The following is a 23602-nucleotide window of genomic DNA, read 5'->3' on the forward strand; positions in this document are numbered from 1 at the left end:
CTCTGCAATAAAGAATTGATGATCAGTTGAAGTCCCTCATCTCGACCTTTCCGCTGCCTAGATCAACTACGGGCATTATAGCTGGGTCGGGATTGAAGTTGTGCATCCTCTGGTATTCGGTTTGGCTCTGCCATGTTGATGCATTGATCAGGCGGACTCCGTTGTATTGCAGCTGGCCTGCACCGTGTACGTGGCCTGAAACGAAGATGTCCGGGATGTACTCCATGGCCATGTAGTCCTTCTTCTCCGGTGCGAGGGCATTCCTCTGACCGTAGATGGGCGCCAGATGGCGTCTGATGCACATCTCCTTCATGACCCTCAGCGGGTCCTCGTACGTCAGATACTGGACCGCGGCCACCCAGTCATCGATGCTCTTCCCGTGGTATGTGAGGACGGTCCTGCCTTCGACGTTAAGATACACCGGGTTGCCCAGCATGAGGATGTTGGAGTCGAATCCCTTGGTGAAAACCGAATTCAGCGCAGGCTGGGGCTCTGCGGGACGCGCAGCGTCGTGGTTCCCGGGGTGTATGACCATCTTGATGTGGTCGGGTATCTCCTTCAGGTATTCCGCCAGCTTCTCGTATTGCTCGTAGATGTCTGGGATGTCCAGTTCTTTATCCTGATCGGGGAACACGCCGATCCCGTCGACGACGTCACCGGGGAAGACCAGATAGTTGATTCCTTCCTCCAGCGCGTGCTCCCTGAGCCATTTCGTCATCCTCTCCCATTGCGGGACCAGGAATGTGCTGCTTCCAACGTGGCAGTCCGAAAGGAAAGCTATCTTGGAGGTGGAATCGCTGAGTTCCCATTTGTTCGACTTGGGGATGTCCGGTCTGACGACCTTCTCCGCCATGATCATATCCATCCTGGAATTGGGTTTTCCCACTATGCCGATGACCTCGTCTGTAACGAAGAGCTCGTTGGCGATGGGCGAATCCTTGCTGATGAATACCTTTCCTATATCGGTGTCGTCCTCCAGACTGATGATGGTGTGTCCGTTCTTCGTGGTGGACTTGTCGTAGACCATACCGATTATGCGGACCTCTCTGTCCAGGGTCTTTGCCCTCTCTATGGACATGGCCTTGCCGAAGTCGTTGCGCTTCTCGATCAGCCTCTTCATGACGTAGAACCTGGCCTTGAAGTAGTTGGCGAAGTCGTTGACCTTGCCCTCGCAGGTTGATTCTCCGGTGATGTCGGTTCCTTTCACGACCGTGAGGTCGGATGTGAACTTGTTGTTGGGTTTGATCTCCTTGGGGGATTCGTGGAGTATCTTGTCGCCCGCTATGCAGTCCATGATGTCCTGCTTGTTCACGAACATCATGTTCCTTGCCAGATGGGCGAAGACGGTGTTGACGAACTCCATCGGCCTGTCGTTGGAGAGTATCATCTCCATGGCATCGGGGGAGAAGAAAATCCCCTTGCTAGTGGCGGCCGAAAGTATCTCGTCCCTCATAGGATGCCTTTATCGCGGACTTACATATTATAGGATTCGCCAAGGTGTTTTTATGCTCCATTCCGATGCCATCGGCATGACCTCTGTAACCATAACCTGTCCGGTGAATCCCAGCGAGGATCCCGAGAAGGTGGCCGCAGCCATCCTCCATATCTTTCCAGATGCTGAACTCGAGGATGAAGGGACGTGTTTCAAAGGGAAGGCGACCATCGACCACTTCTCCAAGCTGATCAGGAAGCAGAAGATCCTGGATGCCACCAGGGGAGTCATGCTGAAGAACAGGCGCGGGGACAAGACCTGGGTGAATCTGAACAAACAGGTCGCAACGGTCGGAAAGGTATCCTTCGCCGACAAGAATCCCGTTCTGGGTGCGATAGAGGTCTGCATAGAGGACGATGACATCGAGGGACTGATAGACATAGTCGCTCCTGTCACGGTCAACGGAGAGGAGGTCCGCATTTGATCGGGATATCCTGCACCGCATTCTCCTCGGATCCTCCGAAGGAATGGCTCGACAGGATAGTCGGGAATTTCGAGCTGTGGGAGATCTTCTCAGAGGCCAGCCACAGCATCGTCAGCAACTACAAGGAGTTCAAGGACCTGCTTCCCTCTTACGACCTCCATTATTCCGTCCATGCCCCGATATGCGACATAAACATTGCCTCCATCTGCGATCCCGTAAGGAAGGCCTCCATGAAGGAGACCTTGGACACGATCAAGGCGGCGAACAAGCTCGGAATAGACCGGGCAACGATCCATCCGGGGCTCTCATCGATGTCGGTACACGATATTGAATACAGATATCTGGCACATGCGAAGGAATCCATGAAGGAACTCGACAAGGCGCAGTCCGAGTACGGTGTTTCACTAGCAATAGAGAACATGCCGGACATGTACTTCTTCCTCGGCAGGACGGCCTCCGAACTGAAGGAGATAGTCGACGGTACCGACCTGGGGATATGCTTCGATATAGGCCATGCGAACACCGCAGGTCAGATCGATGCCATGATAGACACCTTCGGCGACAGGATAACGAACATCCATATCCATGACAATTGCGGAAAGAAGGACGAGCATCTCACGATCGGAAAGGGATCGATAGACTTCTCCGCGATAATGCCCAGGCTCAGATTCTACAACCGTAATTACGTGATAGAATCGAAGACCTACGAGTCCGCCGCGGAATCTCAGTCCGTCTTGGGGCCTTGGCTGTCGTCCTGATCCTCGATCTCCATAAGTCTGGATTCCGCAGACTCCTGCGGTTCTGCAGGAGATTCCTCAGGTACTTCCTCGGATGCGGGGACGTCCACGGCGGCCACTGCGAATCCTGTGAGAGGCAGTGTCTTGACCTTCTTGAGGCCCTTATACGTCTTCTTGAACAGCAGAGGCAGGTTGAGGATCCCGAATCCCAGGATCCCCAGGATCATCAGCGATGCAAATATCTCTCCGATCCCCAGGGACCAGACCATCATGAAATCGTTGATCAGATGGCATAGGATGGCAGCATGCAGTCCGAATCTCATGAACACGTATCCCATCATGAATCCGCCCAGTATGACGGTGAAGAACTTCGCGAATCCCCACGAATCGACATGGGCGAATGCGAACAGCACCGCCGAGAATACGAGGAAGGTGATGGCCAGTTTGCTTGCGCCGAACCCTCCTAAGATGTATCTCAGTGCGCCCTTCTCCCCGCATGCCAGGGCGACAACCGTTACAGGCAGACCGAACAGGAGGACACGGAACACCAGTTCCTCCCAGACAGCCGCTTGGGTGAACAGGTAAATGGCCTCTTCCAGCGTTAGGTCCAGCAGACCTCCTGGAGTCTCTATCCCCATCCCTATGAGGCTGAAGAACACGCTTATGAGGAGTTCCAAAGCGAGGATCGAACCTACGAGGAGTCCGACCCAGAACAGAGGCGTCTTGTCCGTCCTGTCGAAGTAACCCTCTCCGGGCTTGAAGAATTCCCTCGAATCCCAGAGGACCAGGAGGCAGCAAGCAATGCCGACCACGGCCAGGAATACGAAGTATACCTGCGAGCCGGTACCGGTGAGCGTGCAGAACTTGAATAATCCGGCGAACCAGACCCAAAGGTCAACGGTCTGTTCCTCCATGAAGCTCATCACGGCGTTGAAGTCCAGCAGCATGACGCTTACACTCGCGATTATCCCGATGAAGATCATTATCATCGAAGGGAGCACCAGCTGTCTGAGGACCGATTCCTTGAACAGCCCTTCCTCCTTCTGGACGGTATGCACGGGGACGGCGGCCTCTTCTGCGAAGCTCTGGCCGCATCTTATGCAGAACTTGTATCCCATCGCTCTGCACCTGTCGCATTCGTCGCATCCCATTAGATCGCCTCAAGTCTTGCCAGCACACCATCCAAGCGTTCAACCTCGATGATCGCCAGCAGATTCTTCTTGTAATTCGCGATGTCTTTTATCTCATTTGCTATGTGTTCCTCTCTCTTTTCGGAAAGGATCCTGTATGATTTCAATTGCGAGTTGACGAAGGCGTCCCACTGTTTGGCCAGCTTCTCAGGGGTGCTGCCGTCGAACACCCTCTTCATCCCCTTCTTGGCCACCCCGTGCTCCCTTACGAACTCCATCACGCCCACGGTGTTCACGTAGAGCTCCGTGAACTCTGAATCGTTCATATCCAGGGCGATGCAGAGCAGCCCCTTCTCGGCGACCAGGTCTATGAATGTGTACATCGCGGGGGACGGTATCTCGACCTCGCCGAAGCGTTCCATGTGCTCGGCGTAGACCATGTCCAGTTCGCTCACGTCGAATGCCTCCTCGATGTTGCGCCTGTTCTTCAGGCACTGTATGCCCTCGATGCTCAATGCCGCGGCATAGGCCTCATGTTCCGAGAATTCCTGGCGGACCCTGTCCGCCTCCGATACCAATCCGTTGACCACCGGAAGGATGTCGACCTGGCATCCGTTTATGTCCAGCGTGATCATCTCTTCGTTCCCCTCTCGGCGACCAGGTTGGTGAGTTCGTTTGGTTCGTCGATCTTCTTCAGCTCCTCGTTGGACACGACTGCAGTGGAGTTGATGTTGTCCCTCTCGTGCTTCTTCTCCACGATGAGGACTGAGAAACGGTCCATTATCCTCGAGAGCTCTGATGCGACTATCGCTCTCTCCATGACCTTCTGGTCATCGGATCCGAGGCTGGTGAGCATGACCGCGCTGCTGCTGTTGGAGACTGCTTCGAAAGGACTCTTCACGACAGGTCTGACGGTGAATCCCAATGTGGACAGCTGCTTGAGTGCGAAGGAGTCGTCGTAACTAGGCGTTTCGCGCTGCTCCTTCAGACGTTCCTCGCTCTTGAATGTGAACGGGTCTATCGGCTCTATTATCGGGAGCTCCAGGAACTCCTCCATGCGCAGTGCCGCATCGATCATAGCGCCCATACCGGACTCGTACATCTGGATGGTACGCCGTGATACCCCTGCGGTCTCCGCCAGGACTCCTAAACTGATGCCCCTCTCCTCCCTTGCTGCCTTAAGGAGTTCGCTGTCCAGTCTGACATACAGTCCGCCGGGCGCGGCGAATATGAACGGCGGCGCCTCTTCAAGTAGGAGATCCGCCAGTGTCTCGTTGGAGACGATGGAGATGTTGAATCTTGAATAGACGATCCCCGGTTCCAACGCACCGGAGCTCGAACGCTCCCCGGTGACCAGTGGGGTGGCTCCCAGCGATTCCGCCAGGACCTTCATCTCCTCGGCGTTGTCCTTGGAGAAGGCGTCTATGTTGCTCAGTACCTTCACTATCAATACCTGTTGGTCCCTGCGGGCCACTATATCGAAGCAGATTCCTCTGAGCGTCAGTGCGGACGAGACATCGAAACCCGCCTTCGCTAGGATGGCACGTGTTGTGTTGATAAGTCCTAGTCTGTCCATGGGTGAAAGAGTGTTTTCACTTCTATAAATAGATGTTAGCGGACTCGGCGAATCTCCGACTATCATCTCTTCAGACAGATCCTCTGTTTCGGGTTCCGCGGCTTATCCGGATACAGGTACTCCAGTCTGCCTTCGGATATCATTCTCTTAATTACGTCGGAGACTCTTTTGTTCACACCAGAATATCCAAGATTTGTGCAGATGTCCTTCATCGCCAGACAGCCTTTTGCCCTGATAAGGGACTCTATCCGATCCTCTTCGTTGTAGCTGTCCTTTTCCGTCTCCTTCAAAAAATCTGGATGGATCGGCAGTATCAACGTACAATAACTGCGGGCTTCGTCGGTCAGTATTCTTGCTGGCGGGTTTCCGTTCATCTCCATCGCCCTTTTGATCTTAGGTATCCCCGTGTTGCGTCCTTCAGACAGATGCAGTTCTTTGAGATAATCTCCGATGCGGCGGTTGGTCTGGTGGCGTGAGATCATAGTCATCGAGGATATGTCGCTGTCCGATATCGAGCGATCGGGCCCAGGACAGCTGGTTATTTCGATACGATCTCTGTAGGATACCATTGTCACAGGTTCCGGGATTCTGTAGTCCTTATGGAACACGGCATTGATCAGCCCCTCTTCCAGCGCCTGGAACGGGTAGTTATAGAACCGGATCGCCTCCGCCTTGTCCTGTACTTTGTAGATCTTCTCAGAGATCAGATAATTCTTCACATAGGTAAGGCAGTCTCTGATCTGTGCTGGCAAGGGGCCGGTGAACGTCCTCTCGCTCAGACTGTCTCCCGCCGGATCCGGAATTTCTGCGACCTCTATCCTTGCACATCTGAAGAACTTTTCCGGGTCCCTGTTGAAGAACAATAAGCCTACGTTGGCGGGATGCGGGTCCTCAGGGAGGCCTCTTACGAGATCCATTTGTCTTAGGGCCGTGATGTGATCCATGGCATCCAGTTGATTAAACATGCTGCTGCCGATATCATACAAAAACGATGAAACCAGTTCGGTTTTGATATCATCTAAGGCAGCATGGTCGTTACCCTGATCATCGAACGGCGTGGTCGATGCGCGGCTGAACAGTTCCCTCTCTTCGGTAGGTCCGGATTGAACAGTTGAGGATGCTTTCCTGATGTAGTATGCACGTTCTTTTGTATTCCCATCCTTATTTAGTCTGATAGGACAGCTGTATGGCCTTTCCATGCCTGCAGGAACCCAGATCACAAGGAGGACTTTGTCCTTGTATCTGACGTTGTCCGATATCGGATAGTAACGCGGTTTTATGAGGTTAGATATGTTGATGAGTTCCTTCTGAATCCTATCGACCGAGGAAGGATCTATTCCGCTTATCTGATTCCCGTTCTCATCGTCTATACCTAAGACTATGTATCCGCCTCCCCAATCGTCGATATCGTTGGCAAATGCACAGATGGAATGGAGGGTGCGTTCCGGGTTCCAGTTTTTCTTGAATTCTAATCTGGCCCCTTCTATCAGTCTGCCTTCGATGAGGGATTGTATATCTATCGGGAATGCCATGTTTTCGTATAGACAACTTAAGTAATAAACTTATGTTATTAACTTATGTTATCAACTTATGTTATCAACTTATGTTATTGGATTCATAGGTATGAATCTAGCATCTCTATCGATTAAGTTGAATAGCGGTCGACAGTTGTCCGTCAGTCCCCTTTCGATGAAAAGGTATCCTTTGGCCTCAAAAAATGTGTCTGGATCATTCTTTCACGATGGATTCCTTCATACAACTTCTACCAGTTGAAACCTTTTCAGAATGGCCATGTTGGACGCGATCCGTTTTGTTGATTTCCTGGTAAAGCAGTCCAGCGCTGGTCTGGCCCTTCAGTATAAATAACCTCAACACAGTTCGAAGTCCAGTCAGAAGGAGGAATCCAATGGACAAGAAAGTTATGATAGGAATCATAGTTGTCGTTGTTGTGGCCCTTGCTGCAGTGGCAGCATTTGCCTACGTGAACAACAACAGCGACCCTGCGAAGGACGACAATCACATCGAAATCAAGCAGAAGTTCTCGGTTGGTGACAGCCATGTCATGCACGTGTCGGGCAACATGGGAGAGATAGTAATAGATGAGGATACGCCCATCACTATCAAGGCAGTCAATGCCGACGGAACCTACGAGGTCGAGGTCAACGATGGTGAAGAGAAAGAAATCGAGACCATGAGCTGGAAAGAGATCTCTGAGAAGATCGCTCCCTCTATCGATGATTTGAACAAGCAGATCAAAGAGCAGACCGGGAAGGATATCGGACTCAAGAAGACCGGGACAGAGGTCCTGAAGGGTACCGCTTTCGGCGACATCAAATGCGACAAGTACGAGTTCTCATATTCTGAGTCTGGATCGACCATAAAGGTCTCAGCTTATCTCGACTGTAACAAAGGTATCCTGATGAAGGTAGATGCGAACTACGATCTCAAGGAGCTGGGAAAGGTTTCTGTGAACTTGGTCCTCAAGAGCTCCAAGATGGTAGGGGTCACCAACTGATCATACACATCAAAAAATGATTTAGGAAGGGGTTACCCCCTTCCACTTTTTTTTAGAGTTTCACTGACCGTTGTAGTCGCTCAGTTTCTGCCTCGATTTCGGACCGTATTTGTCCAGGGCCTTCTCGAAGTCCGCCATGGAGACCTTGCATTCTTTGATCTCCTCGTCGGTCGGGACCTTACCGGGCTTCACCAGTCCTCTCACGGCGTTCATCACCGCTTCGTTGCATATCGCGGAGATATCGGCACCGGTGCAGCCCTCGGTACGCTGGGCGAGGTCATCGAGACTGACGTCGTCCGCCAGAGGCTTGCTCTTGGTGTGGATGCCGAATATGGATTTCCTCGAAGCCTCGTCTGGGGGTCCTATGTAGATCGACTTGTCGAACCTTCCGGGCCTCAGGAGAGCCGGATCCATGATGTCGGGTCTGTTGGTGGCTGCTATCACGACCACGTCGCTCAGCCCCTCCAGTCCGTCCATCTCCGTGAGCATCTGCGAGATCACCCTCTCAGTGACGTTGCTGTCGCTCCCAGTACCCCTCTCGGGCGCTATGGAATCGATCTCGTCCATGAATATCACGCAGGGCGATGCCTGCCTGGCCTTCCTGAACGTCTCCCTGACGGCCTTCTCGGATTCCCCGACCCATTTGTTGAGGAACTCCGGCCCCTTGACGGAGATGAAGTTCGCCTCCGATTCGGTCGCAACCGCCTTGGCCAACAGGGTCTTACCGGTACCCGGAGGCCCGTAGAGCAGGATCCCCTTCGGAGGCCTTGCGTTCATGTGCTCGAAGACCTTTCCGAACTTCAGAGGCCATTCAACGGCCTCCTTGAGCTCCTGTTTCGCCTCCTCCAAGGCTCCGATGTCCTCCCACTTGACGTTGGGCTTCTCGATCAGGACCTCCCTCATGGTGGAGGGCTGCATGTCCTTGAGAGCGTTCTTGAAGTCCTCCTTGGTGACCACGATGCTGTTCAGCACCTCGATGGGGGTGTTCTCCGCCTCCACATCGTCCTTCAGGACCCTTCTGAGAGCCGTCATAGCGGCCTCTTTGGTCAGAGCGGATATATCCGCACCTGCGTAACCGTGAGTCTTGTCAGCGAGCCATTCGAGGTCCACGTCCTTGTCCAGAGGCATTCCCCTGGTGTGGATCTGCAGGATCTCCAGCCTTCCGTCCCTGTCAGGGATTCCGATCTCGATCTCCCTATCGAACCTTCCGGGCCTCCTGAGTGCCTCGTCGATTGCGTTGGGCCTGTTGGTGGCTCCGATGACCACCACTTTACCTCTGGAGTTCAGACCGTCCATCAGAGAGAGCAGCTGGGCGACGATACGCCTTTCCTCCTCTCCGCTGACCTCGTCCCTCTTGGGGGCGATGGAATCGATCTCGTCGATGAAGATGATACTGGGTGAGTTCTCCTCGGCCTCCTTGAATATCTCCCTCAGCTTGCCCTCGGACTCTCCGTAGAACTTGCTGACGATCTCCGGGCCTCCGATGGACATGAAGTTGCTGCTTGTCTCACCTGCGACAGCCTTCGCTAGCATGGTCTTACCGGTTCCCGGCGGTCCGTGGAGCAGCACTCCTTTCGGAGGTTCGATGCCCAGCCTCTTGAAGAGCTCGGGGTGCTTGAGCGGCAGCTCGACCATCTCCTTGACCTTCCTCACCGCGTCGCCGAGACCTCCGAGGTCGTCGTAGGACACGTTGGGGATACCGCCGTCGTCGGCGGGTTTGTTGGTGATCTTGACCTTGGTGTCGGCGGTGATCATGGTGGCTGTGCCAGTGGGGGTGAATGATTTCACCACGAAGGCCATCTTGTTACCCATGACGTTGACCGGGAGGACATCCCCTTTGGACAGGACTAGGCCTTGGAAGATCTGTTTGAGATGCTCCTCTCCGCCCTGCAGCCTCAGTTCTCCCGAGGGTGCGAACGTGATCTTCTCCGCACCGTTCACGGTGATCTTCTTGACCGATACGCGGTCGTCCGAGGTCACTCCGGCGTTCTTCCTTGTGATGTTGTCGAGTCTGATGATTCCCCTGTTCGCATCCTCCGGATATCCGTCGAGGACCTTTACGGCGGTCTTCTTGGAACCGTCTATCTGTATGATGTCCCCGTTCTTGATGCCGAGGACCCCCATGAGCTCGGAATCCAATCTTGCGATTCCCCTCCCGGACTCACCGGGCTTCAGTTCTGCGACCTTGATCGCTTTCTCGTTTACCATCTTCAGACCTCCTTCTGATTATCTTTGATCATCTCGTCGAGCTGTGAGTACAGCTCCTTCCTGCGGGCGGGGTCCTGCTCGTTCCTTATGGCGCTGTTGAGCGAATTCATCACGGAATTCCTCTCGTCCAGGAGCGATGCGCGTTCCCTGTCCAATTCGTCTATCTTCGAATCAAGCTCCTTCAGCCTAGCGATCGCAGCATCGGCGTCGATGGAGGATGATTCCCTGCTGTCCGCGTATCCCGTCGATATGAGGCGGGTGGTGAACATGTTGTCATGCAGGTCTATCATGAGCGTGAACTGCCTGCTGGGGGCGTACACAGTCCTGGTCGGGCCCATGCTGCTCTCCTCGGGATGACTCATGAGCATCCCTGTCTGCTCCATCAGTGCCAGATTCTTCATGACGGCCTGTTGGCTGATACCTAGTTCCTTGGAGAGCTGGAGCGGATAGCTCGGTTCTCTCGTGAGGTATTTGAGGATCCTCCTTCTAGTGGGGTTCTCGATTATCGATAGCAGTTCGTCTATGTCCGTCATATGGATCACTCGGTTGTTAACCGTTGGTTCACTAGTTGTTGATAGAACAGAACTTCTATAAAAACTTACCTAATTATGATCTAGAAGAACCGTCGCAGCAGGAGTGGACGGTTATAATCGGTCAACGACGGCGGACAACCTTCCAAGAGCCTGTTTTGTTAGAACCCTCTCTTACGATGACGCCCTCGTCCCTCAGCATTGCTATCTCACGTTCGATGGTTTTCTCAGAGACTCCGAGTTTTTCCGCCGCTTCTGCCGCTGTCGTATACTTTCCTCCCTTAACCATGGAGAGGATCTTTGAGCGAAGGCTGTCTGCTGAATCTTTCATTGTTTTCTGCAATGATTCCTTGATCGATTCGAGCATGAAATCAATGAATACCGAGGTATCATTGAGGTCGGTCGCTTCCCTGATGCACCTGTAATACTCTGACTGACGGTCCCTGATGGCTGATTCTACAGGTATCCATTCGAAGACAGGGTTCCATTTGGATAGGATCAGATTCTGCCATAGCCTGCCGGTTCTTCCGTTGCCATCCGTGAAAGGATGGATGTATTCGAATTCATGGTGGAAGACACAACTGACGATCAGTGGATGGTCCTCGGATGTTGATGCCCACTGCATCAATTCCTCTATGAACCTGGGGACGTAGTCCGGATGGGGTGCATAGTGGATCACCTCGCCTGTGCTGCTGTTGACCACGTTGACTCCTACGGTTCTGAACATTCCCGATTGATCTGTGAGATCAGCCATCATTATGCCGTGGGTTCTGAGCAGGTCTTTGATTGAATAGGGGTCGAGTTCTGGGAGCAATTTGTATGCTTCGATGGCATTCTTGACCTCCTTGATATTCCTGGGAGGCCCCAATACCTTCTTTCCGTTCATGATGTCCGTGACTTGCTCCACGGTCATGGAATTTGCTTCGATCTGGAGAGAGGACTGTATCGATCTCACTCTGTTCTTTTTTCTGAGTTTCAGATTGCGATTCAGGGAGTGATAGTCCATTTTCGTGACTAGCGCGGATATCTCTGATATCAGATTGATGCTCTTTGAAGAGACGGTGAATTTGGGTTGATAGCCGCACACTATATCACTTGTCCTGATATATCAATATAGGTTATAAGATATTGCTGGCGTTCATTATTAATGGATTTTATTCAGACATTTATTCAGACATTTATTCGGACAAAGAAATGGATTAAAAGGAGTTTAGGGAGCGCTGCTCCCATTGAAGTTTATGCCCTGTTCAGGCAGGGTTGAAGTTGGACTTCTCCCTCTTGCACCTGGGGCAATGCCAATCGTCCGGGAGCTCCGAGAACGGCGTTCCGGGAGGGATGCCCTGTGTCGGGTCCCCTTTCTCGGGGTCGTACACGAATCCGCATACCCCGCAGATGTACTTCCCTGTCGCTGAACGGTAGACTATCTCTCCCACCGGGATCGATTCGGGAGGATTGTCCAGGTCGACCACCCTCAGGTCCTCCAGGTTCTCGTATCCGAGAGGGGTGTGGGTGGACAGGTAGATGGTGGGATGCTTCCTGATGAACGCACGTACGTTGTTGAGTGTCTCCCTTGCCGCCTTGACATCCTCGTAGACCACAGAGAGCTTGTCGGCGTAGAGCGCCTCGTCGGTGTATGTGATGTCCCCATGGAACATGTAGAACAGGTCCCTGTCCTCGGCGATGATCAGGCTGTTCCCATTTGTATGACCCTTGGCCTTGAGCATGTAGATGTTATCGGTGATCTTCTGGGATGCGGGGAACTCGTGGTAGGGTCCGTCCGAGAAGTCGAGCCTGATGATGTTATCCCCTTTCAGTTCTAATGCATCCGCGTCCTCCGGTGCGATGTAGACCTTGGCGTTGGGGAATGCGGAAATCATCCCTGTGTGGTCGTCATGCTTGTGGGTGATCAGTATGCGTGAGACATCGGACGGGGCGTATCCGACCCTCTTCAGCGCATCCAGGTAGTCCTCGATGCGTGTTCCCATGTAGATTGGTGTCTTGTCGTCGGGAACCGCATCCGGCACACCGTCGGGCATCCCTGTATCGACCAGGATGACCTCAGAACCGGTATCGATCACGTAGTTCTGGAGACTGGAGCGGTATCTTACCGAAGGGTCGAACTTGTCGGGGCCCTCCTCGCCTCCGAAGGCGAAGGGCTGATTCATGAATCCGTTCTCGTATAGTTTCACTGCACTGATCTTCATGACATTCACGTCATGTCACCGGTTTGTCCGTTATTAGCGTTTTGCGGGATTATTCGTCTTTTATTTTTGCTGCTATCCTCAGAATGTATTATCATCGTCAGCTACGATTTTCCGCTGTTATGATAGAGTTCGTCGACGGCAGGAGCGAGCAGGGATTGATGGATTCCATATTCGCCAGATATCGTGAGGAATGCGGTCCAGAGGTCAGTGTATCATTCGATTATGACGGTATCCTCATCGCCGCCGATTGCAGTGAGCCCTTAGGGATGATCTGCTATGACAAGGGGGACGAATACAAGGTCGGCATCCTCTATGTTCTCGACGATGCTCCCGAGGGGACAATCCAGAGGCTCCTGTCGGCAGTCATATCCTATGCCCAGTTCCAAGGTGCGTCAGGAGTCGTGATCCAGGCATTGGATCCCAAGGATTCCTACAACAGTGTCTGCCGCGGTATGGGATTCTCGGAGATGTCCGCTTGCGCCCAGCGGACAGGTGTGATAAATCTGAGGAAAAGGTTTTGAAGGCCGGAAGGGGGCTGTGCCCCTCATTCCTTCTTGTTCTCTTCTCTGTCGAGCTGTGCCTTCATCGCCTCGTATTCCTCTCCGGACATCTGGAGGACGGTGTTGTCTGTCTGCGGGGGCCTCACGGTGAAGAAGATACCGACGATGACCTGCAGGAGGATGATGAACATTCCGCAGAAGAATGAGAAGTCCACGCTGTTGGCGAAGGACAGCATGATCTGCTGTGCCTCGCTGACGATGGCGTAATCGATCTCCGTACCGATTCCCTGTGCGATCCTGGCCGCTGCCATGCCCAGGGCATCGAGGACACCGGTGCTGTGGGGAACGTTGTCAAATACCAGGGGGCTGAGGTTGTCCATGAGCTCCTGAGTGATCTTGCTGCTGATGAGAACCGCGAAGACCGCGGTACCGATGGTCGCACCAATGGAACGGATGACGTTCACGGATGATGTCGTCATTCCCATCTCCTTCACCGTAGAACTGTTCTGGACAGCCGTCATGACGGTACCCATCATGCATCCGAGACCTAGTCCGAGGAGGAACAGGCATATCGCGTAGTATGTGAGGGTGGAGTCAAGGGTCAGCTGCGACATCATGTACATGGATGACGCCGTTACGATGGGCCCGACGATCAGCCAGGGCCTGTATCCGGTCTTGTTGAGGAAACGTCCGCTGACCATGGCGGTGATGGCCATTCCCGCGACCATCGCCAAGGAGTATTCGGCCGCCTTCAGCGTGTTCCCGTCCATGAGTATGGTGACGGCGAACATGGAGGAGTAGGTCATGGCTCCCATCATTCCCAATCCGAAGATGAACATGAAAATCGACGCAAGTACTACGACCTTGTTGTGGATCAGCGAGGGAGCGAGGATGGGTTCCTTCGCACGTCTCTCGGCGATGACGAACAATCCGATGAGGATCAGGGCCAGAGCGGTCATGGCTCCGGTCTCGAGGCTGACCCACTCGAAGTCGTTGCCTCCCCACTGAAAGAGCAGGAGGACGTCAATCAGGAACGCGGACAGGAGGACCATTCCGATGTAATCGATGACGGGTTTCTCCTCCTGTGTGGGTGTGGGGAACTTCTTGAGCGTGAGAACGAATGCTGCTATGGCGAGGGGGATGTTGATGAAGAACACCCAATGCCATGAGAAATAATCGGTGATGTATCCGCCGATAAGGGGACCGACACCGCTTCCGACACCGAAGACGGCTCCAAGCAGTCCCTGCATTCTTCCCCTGTCGCGGGGGGCGTAGAGATCTGCGACGGCAGCTGTCGCCACAGGGATTAGGATACCTCCTCCGAGACCCTGGACGGCACGGCAGATGATGAACATCTCCATGCTGCTGGAGAAACCGGCGGCGATGGAACCGAGTGTGAACAGTGTGAGACCTACCAAGAACAGAGGCTTCCTTCCGTACAGGTCGGAGAGCTTTCCGGCGATCGGGATCATCACAGTCTCGCAGAGGAGATAGATCGTGATCATCCAGGAGTATAATGATGAACCCTGGAGATCCTGCACGATGACAGGTCCGCATGTACCGACTATGGTACCGTCGAAACATGCCGTGAGCATGGCCAGGATCAATCCCAGCATGATCATGTTACGCGTCTTGGGGTTTATGTTCTTGTAAGTAATCTGTTCTATGGCCATCGGTCATCCACTTACCGCCTTATTGAGGACTTGTATTTAGAGTTGATTACTCAACTTGCGGCTGTGTCGACGAAAAGTGAAGAAAAACGATCGTTCTGTCATTCCAGAAGCCAGTCAAAAAGATTGACAACCCTCACGCCCTCGATCTCATTAAGAGGATATCTTTCGTAGACTATCAGGGTCTTAGGGTAGTTATCTTTCAGTTCCCTGAACGGTCTGATCTCCCTTTCCAGGGTCTTCGGGTCAGCTATCGACATGCTCACCTGGAAGTACTGGGGGTTGTTCTTGGGGTCTGTTAGGAAATCCACTTCCAGATCGTTAACGGAACAGATGCATACCTCTCCGAACCTGTATATGAGTTCATTGTAGACGACATTCTCCAGGAGCCCGTCAATGTCCTTTGGCCTGTATGGCGTCACATGGTTCCTGATCCCCAGGTCCTGCGCGTAGAACTTATCCGATGTGGAAAGGTATTCCGATGTCTTGGAGTCCATGCGCTTCGATCTTAGAGCGAGGTAGGCCTCGTTCAGATAGCCCAGATATTCGTCCACCGTCACATGGGAGATCTTGGACCCCGCGCTGGTCATGTAGTTGGCCGCCTTGCGCGACGACGTCCTGTCCCCTATGTTGCGCATGACGAATTTCATCAGATTGCTTAGGGTTGCGGGATTCCTTATGCTGTGCCTTTCCACGACATCCTTGAGGAACACGGTGTTGTATGCCCCTGCCAACATCTCCGGGATCAATGCTGCGGAGCGGTTGTCCTCGGACAGCGCCACGGCAGGCAGCCCTCCGTGACGGATGTAATCGTTGAACAATCTATCAGTGCTCAGTCCACTGTCCTTCCTGAACACGACATATTCGGAGAAGACTAGGGGGGCTACGCGGATCTCCACGGCTCTTCCTGAGAGTTTCGTCGACAGTTCGGATGACAGCAGTTTGGAATTGGATCCTGTGACGTATATGTCGCATCCCTTATCGTATAACGACCTCACGGTGGATTCCCAGCCGTCCACGTTCTGTATCTCGTCGAAGAAGATGTAGGTGCCCTTGCCGATCTCGACGTTGGAGGCGACATACGAGTTCAGCGATTCGCGGTCCTTGGGTATCCAATCGTCCTCCAGTTCGAAATTGATCATAAGTATGTGTCTGTCATCGACACCTGAGTCGACCAGTTCGTCCCTGAACAATTCCATCAGTTTCGATTTACCGCTCCTGCGCAGTCCGACTATCGCTTTGATGAAGGGTGCATCCTTCACCGACCTCATCTTCTCCAGATAGTGTTCCCTCGGTATGAGGGGCCAGTCTGCGCTGCTCATAATGTAAAGTATACTTTACAGGTTTTTATATCGTTTCAAAATTGTAAAGTATACTTAACAGGATATTTAAACCAGTAAAATTTTGTAAAGTACACTTTACATAATCATCTGGTAGTGATCTTCTTGTAGAGGAACTCCTCGCTACGGCCGCTGATGTTCATGCTCCCTTCGCGGTAGTAGTCCTCCGAACCGTGCTTCCTCTCGACCGATTTGAGCGAGGCCAGCAGCATGCTGTACAGAGTGCCTGCGAATATACCGCAGATTATGGTGGAGAAGGTCATCGCGTCGATGATCTCGTCCACGGGGGCGCCGGGGCTGAAGAGCAGCCAGGCACCCGCCATCAAGATGGCGAAGAACAGCAGGCTGGTGATGAGGATCCTTCCCTTGTTGGGAGGGAGATTCCCTGCGATCTTCCCCGTCTGACCGTTCACGGCGAAGGTGAACTTCTGGTCGTTCCATCTGAGGTTGAAAAGCCAGACCGGATACAGGACGTAGTCCACCTCGGACTTCTCAGCGTTAATGGAGGATTCGCTCATGCTGATCCTGTCGTACCCCTCTATGGTCTTCCTGAACCTGTCGTCGGTCTCCTCGCTTACGCGCTGCTTGATCCTAGGAGCCACATCCTCTTGGGTTATGTCGTACTTGTCAGCGATGTAACCTGAAAGGTATGCCGTTGTGAAATCCACCGATTCCCCAGAATCGAACGGTTCGAGTGATTCCATGAGGTCGTCGGGCATCTTCGAGGAACCGTCCGCAGGAACCTTATCGAAGGATATCGAACCCTGTCTGGTGACCTTGAAGAACCTCTGTTCGACCACATCGCTGTTCTTTCCCGGGACCAGGACCTTCTCCTTCATGCAAGTGTATTCGAGGTCCGCATCCAGCTCAAGGTCGTATACCCAGAAAGGGACATACAGTCCCTTGGATTCCTCCAGTTCCCTGTCGTCGATGAAACCCTTCTGGACGAAGTGCTTCTTCCTGATGAAGGCGTCCAGGTCCCTGAGCGCTTCTTCCTTCGTGATCTTGAATGGGATCACTTTGTCGGGCATGAGGGAGCCCGTGAGGCGACCTTTCAGGATGACGGTGCTGCCGCAGAATGGGCATATGGTGGCGGATGTGGTGGATTCCGTGTAGACCTCCCCGCCGCACGAGTTGCAATGGTATTCGGAGACGTCATCCTTATCGGACCATTCCTCCCCGCCGTTCATAGGGAGCTCGATGCTCCCGGCATCCAATTTGATATCCTTGTCGGCAGGGATGAAATCGGAGGGATCGTAACTGCATCCGCAGTATCCGCATACCACCTTCTGCGAACAGGCATCGAACGTTACTGTCGCCCCGCAGCTCGGGCACTTGTGCTCTATGGTATCGGACATGCGATGTACCTCCGTGACAGTGTAGCGTGTTCGTGGATATATCAAACGGACGCTCGATTCAAACCCAACCATAGGATAAGAACATCCAGTATGATTTAATTACACATTTTGCAGGGTTTGCAAGGGTAATTAATTACACATTTTGCAACTTTTCTCATTATCGAACAAGGGGCACATGTGCCTGTAGACGCGATGATTACAGAAATTGAGTAATTGAGGAATGTCAGTCTTTGGACTTACTCTTTTCTTTACCGTGGCTTTTTGCGAAATCATCAACGGAGGCATCGAATTCTTCTACAGTCATGCCTTCGTACATCTGCCGCCTCCACTCTGTATAATCCGGATTCCTGGATCTGACTGCGGTGATGAATTTTTCAGTATTGACGATGCCGAATTTGTCAACCAGACAATCCATCCCGAGCTTGTACATCTCATCTACTGTGTATTCTTCATCGGCAGAATTCATTTCATTCCCCCTCGTTGTTAATAAAGTCCACGGGCGTTATAATTTTAATCCTTTTATCTACAAAGTGTAACATACGATCGTCTGTGGTTATTAAGCAGTCGCATCTAGCATGGATTGCACACGCGATATGCGAGGCATCTGCGTATTTGATTCCTTTTGACATGATTTCGTCTCTGAGCGTTTTTAGATTGTTCCTTTCATCATTGCCTATGTATATGTTGCTGTAAGTTTCCATAAAGAGTCTGATATTCTCAGCCGGAATAGAATCTGGATTCCTTTCATTTTCATAGTCCAAAATGACTGAGGTCACTAATTCGTGCCTGCCATTCTTGATTTCATTCTGAATTGCCATCTTGGCTGTCGCTTCTAGATGGATACGTGGTTGGTTTTGATCATCATACGGGCGGTTATAGCAACAGCTATCAAGATAGATCCTCATAGATTCACATCCTCTTCTTTATCGTAACCAAGGGTTACGTTTTCTTTTCCAAACAATGGGCACATGTGCCTGTAGACGCACCAGTCGCAGAGCCTCGAGGGATGCGGGGGCCAATTCTTGCAATGCTCGATCTCCTCTATCTCCCTGACCACCTTGTCGACCGTTCTGAGCAGTTCCATGTTGGTCCTCTCGGACACGACCTCCTTATCGAATTTCAGCATGTGCCAGACCAGCTTGACCTTCTTGTTCATTCCGTACTTGTCCCTGACCCATGCGGCGTACATGGCGAGCTGCCTGTCGGTGTCCGCGTCGTATTGGGATTTCATCCTGTTCCCGGTCTTGTAATCGATGATGTAGAAGGTGTCGCCCCTGAAGGCGAACCTGTCCATCCTCACCGACCATGTGTTCCCGTCGGGGAGCGTGAGCTTCTCGTCGGTCTCGATCCCGGCGGTGGCGTACTGGTCGAAGGGATGGTACCTGTTGTAGTAATCTGTGATGCACACGATACCGTCGTCATGGTGGGTCCAGTCGTCCTTGTCGGAGGAGTTGAACACCTCGTCGTGCCATTTCTCGTCCCAGTTCCTGTCGTAGAAGTCCAGCAGCTCATCCAAGGTGTCTATCCTGTCGTCCTCCAGGTCTCTGTAGAGCTTCTCCAGGGTCTCATGCACCCTGGAGCCCAGGAAGGCCTCTATGGATTCGTACGGGGAGTCGTATCCCTTGTTGTAATGCAGGTCGTAGGCGAACCTGCAGTTTTCGAACTGGGAGAGCTTGGAGTTGGAGTAGTTGGTCATGTGCAAGGATGGGATGCATCGAGAGTATAATAACGGCTGGCTGTTATGTTTGTTATTGGACTTCCTGATAATCTAAATCGGCTGAGATGGATTACGGTTCGCTATGCTCATCGATACGACCTTCGATTTCACCACCGATTCTCCCGGTTTCTGGGATGGGTTCTGGGAGAGGAAGGGCGGACTAGGATACTGCGGCAGCGATCCCGATTCCTGCAGCCCTATGCTACGCAACTATCATCGCATCCTTTGGAGCAGGGAGCTCCCCAACGGGCAGGTCATGGATCTGAAGGAAGGGTACGGCAGCGATTATCTGAATTGGGATGGGATGAGGTTCGCAAGCGATTCCATAACGACCGGTTTCAGGTATGAGAGGTGCAGATCCCTGATCGATGAGGTCAGTGATTCGATGGACGATTACAGGTCATGGATGGAATCGATGATCCGCAGGTTTTACACCATAGGCGGTGCGATCATCTTCCCGAAGCACAGGAACAGCATCAATCAGATCCGCGGGAGCAACAGGGCAATAATCGACAGATGGGATCTGACGTTGGAATGCATCCGCAGATTCTACGAAGGAGAGGAATCGCCCATCTCATGGTGTTTGGAGCAGGACAGGGGGTTCTTCGACCTGTTCGTCGATTTCAAGGGCTATGTCGATTTCTTCTTCCTGCAGGATTGCGTATCTAATGACTATTCGAAAGTGAGGATGTGGTTGGATACTGAATTGTTCGAGACGGATCCGTTCCCGAAGGATGTCGATGAATATCTGAGGTGGATTAATTCGAATCTGGATTTCGTTGATAGAAGAAATAAGAGAATTGAGAAGTTTTGCAAAAACATAGGTTGATTTTATTCTGAATTCTTCTGTTTGGTGATACTTCCTTCGATGAGATATTGATACAATCTTTCTTCGACAGGTACTCTGAGAGTCATCGGGATATTGACCACGCTCTTATCGGCATCGCGCATGATCATTTCCTTCATTTCTTTGATTACAGGATCGATTTTTCCTAAGTAGTAGAAGGTTGCGTCTTCATTATCACTTTTCATAACGAACAGATATCTTTGCAGATCCTGATCTATCAGTTTCTTGACTTCTTTGCTATCGAGTCTGCGTCCATTCTTCGTCATCCAACTTATTTTCCCTCTGTTGATGAAATGATCCTCGTAATTAATTGTAGAACTGATGTTCTCACTTTTGTGATAGGTGACGAAAATAGGACAGGTCTGCCCCTGAATAATGTATCCGCCTATGTTCAAAGGTGTGATGCTCTTGGGCCAATTGAGCAATTTGCAAACATCTTCTCTCGAATATTTTTCGTATAGAACAAATCTGTCGGAATTGTTTGAAGAGTATTTCCTGAGATAGATCTGTCTACTGCATAAAACAGCGTCTTCTACATATTCTTTGAATTGTTCGTTCTCAAGATTTCCTCTGAATGAATCTTTCAAACACACTGAATTGTTTTTGATTTCGATAATTCCGTTTTCTTTTCCGTAGAAGTTACCGGAGATCACTGAAATGCATGATTCGTAATCAGAATCAGATATGACTGGATAGCATTCTTTCAACTGTTTTACAAATTCTTCTTTCGTTGTGATTCCTTTTTCTAAGAGTGATCTTAACATGATGTTCTCGTGGGCGCGTTTTCCCGGAATCAGTATTTTTGAAAGATTTTTCAGGAGCTCATTCTGCTCGTTTGATAAATCGTAATCGATCAATTTCAGAGTCTTTCTGAATTTGTATAGATTATCATAATTTTTGATTATAACTGCAGGATCGATCTTATCGTGAGATTCTAAATAGCATAGATTTGGAGGGAATCCGAGCATATTCGAAAGCGTAACATATTGCGATTTTATCAGATATGAAATATTCTTAGCTTTGTTTATGGAATCATATATTTTCTCTTCCGATATCCTGTCGAATTGTATGATCGATGAACCTGTGATCGGGTCGGTCATCAGGCGTTTACGGAGATGATCCTTGTTCATCGAGTTGTCTCCGGACAAGGCCATCATGATCATGTAATTGTTATCGTAATTGCCGATGAAATCTAGAACCGTAAGATAGGGTTTCACTGTATCGTCCAATGCAGTTTTTCTTAGACCGCGACCTAGTTGTTGAATGAAAATCGTAATTGATTGTGTAGGCCTAAGCATGATTATCTGATTGATGGATTTGATGTCTATTCCTTCGTTGAAAATGTCGATGGTAATTAGGTAGTCTAATGAATCTTCACCCTCATCCATTTCCAATCTGTGAATCGCAATCTCGCGTTCCTTTTCAGTAGTCTTGTCGCATACGAATAGTGTTCTCCATCCTCTCTTGTTGAATTCGTTGGAAAGGGTCTGTCCTTCTTTCTTATCTCTGCAGAAGATCAACCCTTTGACCCTTTGACCAGCATATCCATAGTACTCTGCTTGAGTCATAATGTGCTTGACCCTCTCATCAGAGGTCAGAAGGTTGAAATCCGAGTTCTCGTCAAGTGGTTTGTCGTCGACAACGATGTCTGAAATTCCGTAGTAGTGGAACGGGCAAAGTAGGTCCGCGCTAAGGGCATCTTGTAGGCGTATTTCGTATGCGATAACATGATCGAAAAGTTCGAAGATGTCCATCTTGTCCATCCTCTCCGGAGTCGCGGTCATGCCTAGCATGAACTTAGGTTTGAAGTGGTCTATGATCTTCTTGTAATGGGGAGAAATTGAATGATGTGCCTCGTCACAAACTATGTAATCAAAATGGTCCGAAGAAAAATGATTGAGTGTAGTTTCTTTTGTCATCGACTGTGTTGTCGAGAAGATGAAATCGGCATCGAAATCTTTCTTAGTTCCCGATATCTTGCCCATGCTAAATTCGTTTTTGAACAGTCTTTTGAATGTAGCTATTGCGGAATCCAATATCTGCTCCCTGTGGACAAGAAACAACACCTTCTTCGCACCGAAGTTCTTGATGTCGAAAGCAGAGAGATACGTTTTTCCTGTACCGGTAGCAGAAACTATCAGAGCTTTCTTGGAGCCGGCCTGTCTTACGTTGCTCAATTGCTTTAAGGCTTCCTTCTGCATCGCATTGGGTTCTATCTGTTTGATGATCGGAAGATCGATGGATTCTATCCTTCTTGGATTATCGAAATCATATCTGGATTCGTAATCTTCCACCCATTCCAGATCCATGATTTCAGATTCTGACCACATCTTGTTGAATTCTTTCTCGGTCTGTTCTATTATCTGATTATCCTCATCTCCGGAGGTGATGTTGACATTCCATTCTTTGTTGTAGAAAAGTGCAGTGTTCGTTATGTTAGAGCTGCCGATTATCAGTGAGGATCCCTCGTCGTTATGGAAGAGATATCCCTTTGTGTGGAAAGCGGCCTTAGTGTATACGCGACACTCCACATTCTTCAATTCCAAGAGTTTCTTTAGTGCCTTGGGTTCGCTGAATTGAAGATAATCGGTCGTGATGATCCTTCCGACCACATCAGGATGATTCTTGAGGAAATGGCAGAATGGTGTGATTCCACTATCTGTGATGAACGCTACCGAGAATTCGAACGATTTGCATTTCCTCAGTTCTCTGTTGATCGCGGAGAAAACGGACTTTGTAGGACTGTCGTTGTAGACCAGGGCTGGAATCGAAGGATTCCCATCGGTTGTTACCTCACCAGTACTAAGGTTCAGAGAATATTCCTCAGGCATAGTATTCCTCAATCGCTTTTGCAACAGCCTTATCAGCTTCAGCCCAATCGATTTCTTTCAATTCTCCGATTGTGCACCATTTCGAAGAAATGTGCTCGGTCAATGTGAATTGCGGATCATCTACGAAGATCAAAAATGAATGCATCAAGAGATGGAAATCCGGATAATCGTACTCCGTATCGCACAGATACTCGATCCTCTGATGAGAGATGTCCATCTTTAGCTCTTCGGACAACTCTCTGATGATGGTATCCTTTGGGTCCTCCCCCATTTCCACCTTCCCTCCAGGGAACTCCCATTTATGGGAGAGATAGGGGTATTTCGCCACCCCCTTTTGGAAACACAGGATCTTGGAATCATGTATGATGATCCCGGCCGATACTTCTACCATCGAGGTAAGAATGTGGCTTCTAAGATTTTAGAAGTGTGATCACACTTTTTTAGAATCGTGACTTCTACACCTCGCTCTCAAAAAACCGAACAGGCGTAGCCCTGGCTATGACCGAAGCTCTGCCTCGGCAGG

At 50.9% G+C, this 23602-nt stretch carries 22 protein-coding genes; 5 read left to right on the top strand and 17 right to left on the bottom strand.

The window, feature by feature from the left end; translation table 11 throughout:
* Nucleotides 1-22: 22 nt before the first annotated feature.
* Nucleotides 23-1453 (bottom strand): DNA-directed DNA polymerase II small subunit, encoded by a 1431-nt coding sequence (locus E7Z62_08095; protein MBE6523061.1) that lies wholly within the window; start codon nt 1451-1453, stop codon nt 23-25.
* A 76-nt stretch (nt 1454-1529) separates the two neighbouring features.
* Here E7Z62_08095 and E7Z62_08100 point away from each other — a divergent pair, with 76 nt between their 5' ends.
* Both E7Z62_08100 and E7Z62_08105 read left to right on the top strand, forming a co-directional pair.
* Nucleotides 1530-1916 carry a hypothetical protein gene (locus tag E7Z62_08100; protein ID MBE6523062.1) on the top strand — a complete coding sequence of 129 codons (387 nt, stop codon included), beginning with the start codon at nt 1530-1532 and terminating at the stop codon, nt 1914-1916.
* Nucleotides 1913-2674 carry a sugar phosphate isomerase/epimerase gene (locus tag E7Z62_08105; GenBank protein ID MBE6523063.1) on the top strand — a complete coding sequence of 254 codons (762 nt, stop codon included), beginning with the start codon at nt 1913-1915 and terminating at the stop codon, nt 2672-2674. The genes E7Z62_08100 and E7Z62_08105 overlap by 4 nt, the downstream gene beginning before the upstream one ends.
* Here E7Z62_08105 and E7Z62_08110 read toward each other — a convergent pair.
* The 4 genes from E7Z62_08110 to E7Z62_08125 all read right to left on the bottom strand — a co-directional run bounded on the left by E7Z62_08110 (nt 2641) and on the right by E7Z62_08125 (nt 6891).
* Nucleotides 2641-3804 carry a CPBP family intramembrane metalloprotease gene (locus E7Z62_08110; GenBank protein MBE6523064.1) on the bottom strand — a complete coding sequence of 388 codons (1164 nt, stop codon included), beginning with the start codon at nt 3802-3804 and terminating at the stop codon, nt 2641-2643. The genes E7Z62_08105 and E7Z62_08110 overlap by 34 nt on opposite strands.
* Entirely contained in the window at nt 3804-4418 is a 615-nt protein-coding gene (locus E7Z62_08115; GenBank protein MBE6523065.1) for a hypothetical protein, read from the bottom strand. The genes E7Z62_08110 and E7Z62_08115 overlap by 1 nt, the downstream gene beginning before the upstream one ends.
* Nucleotides 4415-5359, bottom strand: coding sequence for a transcriptional regulator (locus tag E7Z62_08120; GenBank protein MBE6523066.1), 945 nt, complete (start codon nt 5357-5359; stop codon nt 4415-4417). Before E7Z62_08120 ends, E7Z62_08115 begins: the two co-directional genes overlap by 4 nt.
* Before the next feature lie 62 nt (nt 5360-5421).
* Nucleotides 5422-6891: an AAA family ATPase gene (locus E7Z62_08125; protein MBE6523067.1), complete on the bottom strand. Its 1470-nt coding sequence runs from the start codon at nt 6889-6891 to the stop codon at nt 5422-5424.
* Nucleotides 6892-7265: 374 nt separating this feature from the next.
* Between E7Z62_08125 and E7Z62_08130 the strand changes: the two genes are divergently transcribed.
* On the top strand, nt 7266-7874 hold the full coding sequence (locus E7Z62_08130) for a hypothetical protein (protein ID MBE6523068.1): 609 nt from the start codon (nt 7266-7268) through the stop codon (nt 7872-7874).
* Nucleotides 7875-7934: 60 nt separating this feature from the next.
* Here the strand turns inward: E7Z62_08130 and E7Z62_08135 are convergent, their stop codons facing one another.
* From E7Z62_08135 to E7Z62_08150, 4 genes are all read right to left on the bottom strand, one after another.
* Nucleotides 7935-10082 (bottom strand): AAA family ATPase, encoded by a 2148-nt coding sequence (locus E7Z62_08135; GenBank protein ID MBE6523069.1) that lies wholly within the window; start codon nt 10080-10082, stop codon nt 7935-7937.
* 2 nt (nt 10083-10084) lie between these two features.
* Nucleotides 10085-10615, bottom strand: a complete 531-nt coding sequence (locus E7Z62_08140) for an ArsR family transcriptional regulator (protein ID MBE6523070.1) — start codon at nt 10613-10615, stop codon at nt 10085-10087.
* 121 nt (nt 10616-10736) lie between these two features.
* Complete coding sequence (locus E7Z62_08145; protein ID MBE6523071.1) at nt 10737-11618, bottom strand: Fic family protein; 882 nt, start codon at nt 11616-11618, stop codon at nt 10737-10739.
* Nucleotides 11619-11859: 241 nt separating this feature from the next.
* Nucleotides 11860-12816 carry an MBL fold metallo-hydrolase gene (locus E7Z62_08150; protein MBE6523072.1) on the bottom strand — a complete coding sequence of 319 codons (957 nt, stop codon included), beginning with the start codon at nt 12814-12816 and terminating at the stop codon, nt 11860-11862.
* 119 nt (nt 12817-12935) lie between these two features.
* Between E7Z62_08150 and E7Z62_08155 the strand changes: the two genes are divergently transcribed.
* Nucleotides 12936-13337, top strand: a complete 402-nt coding sequence (locus tag E7Z62_08155) for a hypothetical protein (GenBank protein MBE6523073.1) — start codon at nt 12936-12938, stop codon at nt 13335-13337.
* A gap of 23 nt (nt 13338-13360) precedes the next feature.
* Here E7Z62_08155 and E7Z62_08160 read toward each other — a convergent pair whose 3' ends face one another.
* The 6 genes from E7Z62_08160 to E7Z62_08185 all read right to left on the bottom strand — a co-directional run bounded on the left by E7Z62_08160 (nt 13361) and on the right by E7Z62_08185 (nt 19380).
* Nucleotides 13361-14938: an MFS transporter gene (locus E7Z62_08160; GenBank protein MBE6523074.1), complete on the bottom strand. Its 1578-nt coding sequence runs from the start codon at nt 14936-14938 to the stop codon at nt 13361-13363.
* A 149-nt stretch (nt 14939-15087) separates the two neighbouring features.
* Complete coding sequence (locus E7Z62_08165) at nt 15088-16308, bottom strand: ATP-binding protein (GenBank protein MBE6523075.1); 1221 nt, start codon at nt 16306-16308, stop codon at nt 15088-15090.
* Between the two features lie 104 nt (nt 16309-16412).
* Nucleotides 16413-17684 carry a hypothetical protein gene (locus E7Z62_08170; protein ID MBE6523076.1) on the bottom strand — a complete coding sequence of 424 codons (1272 nt, stop codon included), beginning with the start codon at nt 17682-17684 and terminating at the stop codon, nt 16413-16415.
* A 223-nt stretch (nt 17685-17907) separates the two neighbouring features.
* Entirely contained in the window at nt 17908-18150 is a 243-nt protein-coding gene (locus E7Z62_08175) for a hypothetical protein (protein ID MBE6523077.1), read from the bottom strand.
* Between the two features lies 1 nt (nt 18151).
* A complete protein-coding gene (locus E7Z62_08180; protein ID MBE6523078.1) occupies nt 18152-18589 on the bottom strand; it encodes a PIN domain-containing protein in 438 nt (145 codons plus the stop codon).
* Nucleotides 18586-19380 carry a PD-(D/E)XK nuclease family protein gene (locus E7Z62_08185; GenBank protein ID MBE6523079.1) on the bottom strand — a complete coding sequence of 265 codons (795 nt, stop codon included), beginning with the start codon at nt 19378-19380 and terminating at the stop codon, nt 18586-18588. Before E7Z62_08185 ends, E7Z62_08180 begins: the two co-directional genes overlap by 4 nt.
* Nucleotides 19381-19483: 103 nt before the next feature.
* Here E7Z62_08185 and E7Z62_08190 point away from each other — a divergent pair, with 103 nt between their 5' ends.
* Nucleotides 19484-20230: a hypothetical protein gene (locus tag E7Z62_08190; GenBank protein ID MBE6523080.1), complete on the top strand. Its 747-nt coding sequence runs from the start codon at nt 19484-19486 to the stop codon at nt 20228-20230.
* A 2-nt stretch (nt 20231-20232) separates the two neighbouring features.
* Here the strand turns inward: E7Z62_08190 and E7Z62_08195 are convergent, their stop codons facing one another.
* The gene (locus E7Z62_08195; protein MBE6523081.1) at nt 20233-23079 is read right to left on the bottom strand and encodes a DUF3427 domain-containing protein; all 2847 of its coding nucleotides are present in this window, start codon (nt 23077-23079) and stop codon (nt 20233-20235) included.
* Entirely contained in the window at nt 23072-23470 is a 399-nt protein-coding gene (locus E7Z62_08200; GenBank protein MBE6523082.1) for a (deoxy)nucleoside triphosphate pyrophosphohydrolase, read from the bottom strand. The genes E7Z62_08195 and E7Z62_08200 overlap by 8 nt, the downstream gene beginning before the upstream one ends.
* Nucleotides 23471-23602: the final 132 nt, after the last annotated feature.

This window comes from Thermoplasmata archaeon (assembly GCA_015063285.1).
Classification (GTDB): Archaea; Thermoplasmatota; Thermoplasmata; order Methanomassiliicoccales; family Methanomethylophilaceae; genus Methanoprimaticola.

Bases quoted from the DNA above. Each gene is read 5' to 3' on its own strand.
- E7Z62_08095 (MBE6523061.1), bottom strand. From the start codon at position 1,453: ATGAGGGACGAGATACTTTCGGCCGCCACTAGCAAGGGGATTTTCTTC.
- E7Z62_08195 (MBE6523081.1), bottom strand. From the start codon at position 23,079: ATGCCTGAGGAATATTCTCTGAACCTTAGTACTGGTGAGGTAACAACC.
- E7Z62_08165 (MBE6523075.1), bottom strand. From the start codon at position 16,308: ATGAGCAGCGCAGACTGGCCCCTCATACCGAGGGAACACTATCTGGAG.
- E7Z62_08125 (MBE6523067.1), bottom strand. From the start codon at position 6,891: ATGGCATTCCCGATAGATATACAATCCCTCATCGAAGGCAGACTGATA.
- E7Z62_08115 (MBE6523065.1), bottom strand. From the start codon at position 4,418: ATGATCACGCTGGACATAAACGGATGCCAGGTCGACATCCTTCCGGTG.
- E7Z62_08175 (MBE6523077.1), bottom strand. From the start codon at position 18,150: ATGAATTCTGCCGATGAAGAATACACAGTAGATGAGATGTACAAGCTC.
- E7Z62_08130 (MBE6523068.1), top strand. From the start codon at position 7,266: ATGGACAAGAAAGTTATGATAGGAATCATAGTTGTCGTTGTTGTGGCC.
- E7Z62_08110 (MBE6523064.1), bottom strand. From the start codon at position 3,804: ATGGGATGCGACGAATGCGACAGGTGCAGAGCGATGGGATACAAGTTC.
- E7Z62_08170 (MBE6523076.1), bottom strand. From the start codon at position 17,684: ATGTCCGATACCATAGAGCACAAGTGCCCGAGCTGCGGGGCGACAGTA.
- E7Z62_08190 (MBE6523080.1), top strand. From the start codon at position 19,484: ATGCTCATCGATACGACCTTCGATTTCACCACCGATTCTCCCGGTTTC.
- E7Z62_08135 (MBE6523069.1), bottom strand. From the start codon at position 10,082: ATGGTAAACGAGAAAGCGATCAAGGTCGCAGAACTGAAGCCCGGTGAG.
- E7Z62_08120 (MBE6523066.1), bottom strand. From the start codon at position 5,359: ATGGACAGACTAGGACTTATCAACACAACACGTGCCATCCTAGCGAAG.
- E7Z62_08160 (MBE6523074.1), bottom strand. From the start codon at position 14,938: ATGATCATGCTGGGATTGATCCTGGCCATGCTCACGGCATGTTTCGAC.
- E7Z62_08150 (MBE6523072.1), bottom strand. From the start codon at position 12,816: ATGAAGATCAGTGCAGTGAAACTATACGAGAACGGATTCATGAATCAG.
- E7Z62_08100 (MBE6523062.1), top strand. From the start codon at position 1,530: ATGACCTCTGTAACCATAACCTGTCCGGTGAATCCCAGCGAGGATCCC.
- E7Z62_08185 (MBE6523079.1), bottom strand. From the start codon at position 19,380: ATGACCAACTACTCCAACTCCAAGCTCTCCCAGTTCGAAAACTGCAGG.
- E7Z62_08145 (MBE6523071.1), bottom strand. From the start codon at position 11,618: ATGGACTATCACTCCCTGAATCGCAATCTGAAACTCAGAAAAAAGAAC.
- E7Z62_08200 (MBE6523082.1), bottom strand. From the start codon at position 23,470: ATGGTAGAAGTATCGGCCGGGATCATCATACATGATTCCAAGATCCTG.
- E7Z62_08180 (MBE6523078.1), bottom strand. From the start codon at position 18,589: ATGAGGATCTATCTTGATAGCTGTTGCTATAACCGCCCGTATGATGAT.
- E7Z62_08155 (MBE6523073.1), top strand. From the start codon at position 12,936: ATGATAGAGTTCGTCGACGGCAGGAGCGAGCAGGGATTGATGGATTCC.
- E7Z62_08140 (MBE6523070.1), bottom strand. From the start codon at position 10,615: ATGACGGACATAGACGAACTGCTATCGATAATCGAGAACCCCACTAGA.